Here is a 3555-nt window from a genome sequence, read left to right as displayed (position 1 = left end):
GCCACCCGCCCGGCCGGTGCGGCGGGCCCGTCGACGCGGGCCGCCCACGCCGCGGCGTGCCGACCGCGGCGCGCCGGGTCGATGCCGAGAGCGTCCACGACGTACCCGGTGACCAGCCCCACCGCGAACAGCAGCAGGTGGATCTTGAGCGCGAAGAGCGGGTTCCAGGCGATCACGACCCAGGAGGAGTCACCCATGGTCGCGACCAGCGCGGCGATGACAGTGCCGAAGGAGACCTTCCCACGTGCGTACAGCGGCATCAGGATGATCGCCCCACCGCAGCCGGGGCTCACGCCGAGCAGCGCCCCGACCAGCGGTCCGAGCCGGGGATGCGTGGTGAGGCCGTCGGTGGCCCGGTCGCCGTAGCGCCAGCGCAGCCAGCCGAAGAGTGCCACCATGACAGCGACGTAGACGCCCACCTGCATGAACGCGTCCGCGAGCGGACGAAGCAAGAGTTCGGTCACGGCACACCTCCTCCAGGACAGGTGCCGCCCGGCTGCCCGCCAGGTGGGCGGCCCGGCGCGGCGACATCAGGTGAGCTTGCTCTTGACCTTGGTAGCGACCTTGCCGACCATGCCCGGGTTGGTGCCGTACAGGCGCGGATCTCCGGGCGGCAGCACCGGTTCCGGCGCGTGCGCCCGCGGACTGTTGTCGTACTGGAACCGGCCCTTGCCGTCCGGCGCCGGCCCGGACGCCCAGCGCCCCTCGGAGGCGTCGGTGCCGGGCGAGAAGTCCAGGTAGGTGTAGCCGAACTGCTCGGTCAACTCGGACGAGTCGGGGAAGGCGTCCGGCACCGGCATCTCCTCCAGGCCGTCCTCCTTGAGCTGCTCGATCGCGGCCATCCACATGTTCTGGTGCATGGTGTCCCGGGCCAGCAGGAAGCGGAGCATCTGCTTGACCCCCGGGTCGTCGGTCATGTTGAACAACCGGGCCACCTGCAGCCGGCCCTGGGCCTCGGCGGTGACGTTGAGGTAGAAGTCGGCCAGCAGGTTGCCGCTGGCCGTGATGTACGAGCCGTTCCACGGCACCCCGGCACTGTCCACCGGCAACGCCCCGCCGCCGCCGTGGATGAAGTGCGCCGGGTTGGAGCCGCCGTAGATCGCCCCCACCATCGGGTTGTGCTCGGCCGCCTCCTGCAACGACAGGGGCGCGTTCTCGAGCAGCCGGGTGATCATCGTGGCGATCATCTCGACGTGACCCATCTCCTCGGTGCCGACGTCGAGGAACAGGTCCTTGTACTTGCCGGGCAGGCGGCAGTTCCAGCCCTGGTAGAGGTACTGGTTGGCGACGGTCATCTCGCCCCACTTGCCGCCCAGGATCTCCTGTAGCCGGCGGGCGAACGCGGCGTCCGGGCCGTCCGGCTTCGCCTCGAACTGCAGGTCCTTCAGGTGGGTGAACAATGGTCCTCCTCGGTACCGCGACGTCGTGGCACCGGTACGTTCCCGTGTTGCTGGCCCGGCCGGGCCAACCGGCGGCCCAGCCGGGTCAACCGCCGGGGTGCGCGCCTTGCGGCAGCCGCACCTCTATCGCCACACCACGTGGGCGGAGCCGGTGCACGTGCACCGAACCGCCGTGGGCCGCGACGAGCCGGCGGACGATCCACAGGCCGAGCCCGGACATCCCGGAGCCCGGCTGCGGCCGGCGCAGCGCCTCCAGCAGACTCGCCGCCACCCGCCCCTCGTTGGTCACCAGCAGGCTGAGCCCGGAGCGGCGCAGCGTCGCGTAGATCCCCACCTGACCGTCGCGAGGCCCGTGCCGCATAGCGTTCTCGACCAGGTTGACCAGCACCTGCCGGACCCGTCCCGCCGGCACCGGGCACCGCCCCGCCCGCCGGGTGGCCCGGACCCACCGCCGGTGCACGGGCACCAGAGCGGCGGCCTCCCGCAGGAGTCCGCCGAGCGGCACGAGCGTCTCCGGCGCGGCCGCCGGGGCCAGCGCGCCGGTGCCGGCGGTCGCGTCTCGGAGCAACGCCTGCAGGTGCGCGGCCTGGTCCCGCGCGAGTCGGATGATCGCCCGGCGGTCGGCGGCGGTCAGCTCCCGGCGCTCGTCGGCGAGTGCCCCGGTCAGCGAGGTCAGCGAGCTGACCGGGGTACGGAACTCGTGACAGAGCACGCGCAGCAGCAGTTCCGGGTCGGTAGGGGTCGACCGGTCCATGTCCTCACCGGTCGGCTCGATCCGCCGGGAACCTCGCAGCAACGCCGCCAACCCGTACCGTCCGCGCATCCGACCCGCTCCCTCCGTACCGGTGCGTACCCGCATGATCGGTACCCGCTCGGGAAGGGACCAGACATGCCCGACGTGCCCACCATTCGGCTCGTCGTCGTCGACGACCACCCGCTCTTCGTGCGCGGGCTCGAACTTCTGCTGCCCGCCGCGACCGACAAGCGGGTGGAGGTCGTGGGCTCGACCGGTGACGCCGCGTCGGCCGCCTCGCTGGTGAGCCGCTGCCATCCGGACCTGGCCCTGGTCGACCTGCACATGCCGCCTCCGGGCGGCGTACGCGCCGTGGCCGCCATCCGGCGGACCACGCCCCGGGTACGCGTCGTGGCCATGTCGGGCAGCGACGACCCGGCCCCGGCGTTGGAGGCGCTGCGGGCCGGCGCCGAGGGGTACCTGCCGAAGAGCAGCGAACCCGAGGAGCTGCTGCCGCCGCTGCTGGCGGTCCTCGACGGTTGGGCGGTGCTCCCGTCGGAGCTGCTGCGTGCGCTGCTCCGACCGGCCCGGTCCGCCGCGATCGACCTGGACGTCGAGGAGCGTCGTCTGCTGCGGGCCGTCGCCACCGGTCGCAGCACGGTGGAGATCGCCGAGAACCTGCACGTGTCGGAACGGACCGTGAAGCGGATGATCGCCGCTCTGTTGCGGAAACTGCGGGTCTCCACCCGGGCCGAGGCCGCCGCTCTCGCCGGCCAGGTGGGTCTGCTCGGCGAATGAACAGTCGGGCCGATTCCACGGCCCACCGATCTGGTGGTGGCACCGATTACCCCGTCAGGCACACTATTGGTGGCGCGAAAACACGACCCGCCAAAATGAATCGACCGTATTCTTGCGGTTTACCGGGATCGTACGTCAAACTTTGGAACACACCCCGCCCCAGACAGGGAGTAATCGGCGATGGCCAGAAAAGTAATCACGGTGCTGACCGACGACCTCGATGGTGGAAAGGCCGACCGGACCGTCGAGTTCAGCCTCGACGGCGTCGGCTACACCATCGACGTCTCGGACGAGAACGCCGGCGTGCTGCGCAAGGCGCTCGACCCTTACATCACCGCCGGTCGCCGCATCGGGCGCGGCAATGTGGAGAGCGCCCGCGGTGGACGGCGGCCGGTCCGGATCGGCGGCGCGGGAATGGATCGGGAGCAGAACCGCGCCATCCGCGAATGGGCTGCCAAGAACGGTTACCGGATCTCGGAACGGGGTCGGATCCCGGTCGAGGTCGCCGAGGCGTACAAGAACCGCTGACCCTGCCTGTCCGGCGCGACGGTCAACGGGCCGGTCACCGTACGTCCGGGTGCCTCGCTGCTCGCGTTCGACTCGTCGATCTCCGGGCCGGTGTCG

5 protein-coding genes are annotated in these 3555 nt (G+C 71.2%); 2 read left to right on the top strand and 3 right to left on the bottom strand.

The genetic code is table 11. The annotated features are described in order from the left end of the window. The 3 genes from ABZS42_RS31815 to ABZS42_RS31805 form a co-directional block, all read right to left on the bottom strand. Positions 1-464, bottom strand: a 464-nt coding sequence (locus ABZS42_RS31815; protein WP_355151650.1) for a putative manganese transporter, incomplete at its 3' end; no start/stop codon positions are given. Between the two features lie 66 nt (positions 465-530). After that, the gene (locus tag ABZS42_RS31810; RefSeq protein ID WP_355151648.1) at positions 531-1400 is read right to left on the bottom strand and encodes a manganese catalase family protein; all 870 of its coding nucleotides are present in this window, start codon (positions 1398-1400) and stop codon (positions 531-533) included. 85 nt (positions 1401-1485) lie between these two features. Further along, positions 1486-2223, bottom strand: a complete 738-nt coding sequence (locus tag ABZS42_RS31805) for a HAMP domain-containing sensor histidine kinase (RefSeq protein ID WP_355151646.1) — start codon at positions 2221-2223, stop codon at positions 1486-1488. 66 nt (positions 2224-2289) lie between these two features. Here ABZS42_RS31805 and ABZS42_RS31800 point away from each other — a divergent pair, with 66 nt between their 5' ends. Together ABZS42_RS31800 and ABZS42_RS31795 are read left to right on the top strand one after the other, a co-directional pair. After that, complete coding sequence (locus tag ABZS42_RS31800) at positions 2290-2931, top strand: response regulator transcription factor (RefSeq protein WP_355151644.1); 642 nt, start codon at positions 2290-2292, stop codon at positions 2929-2931. 180 nt (positions 2932-3111) lie between these two features. Then, a complete protein-coding gene (locus ABZS42_RS31795; RefSeq protein WP_355151642.1) occupies positions 3112-3459 on the top strand; it encodes an Lsr2 family protein in 348 nt (115 codons plus the stop codon). Positions 3460-3555 lie beyond the last annotated feature (96 nt).

The sequence above is a fragment of the Micromonospora sp. NPDC005367 genome (assembly GCF_040606825.1).
In the GTDB taxonomy this organism is placed as follows: Bacteria; Actinomycetota; Actinomycetes; order Mycobacteriales; family Micromonosporaceae; genus Micromonospora.
Note: the sequence above shows the minus strand (reverse complement) of the source record. Positions and strands in the feature narration are given on the sequence as shown.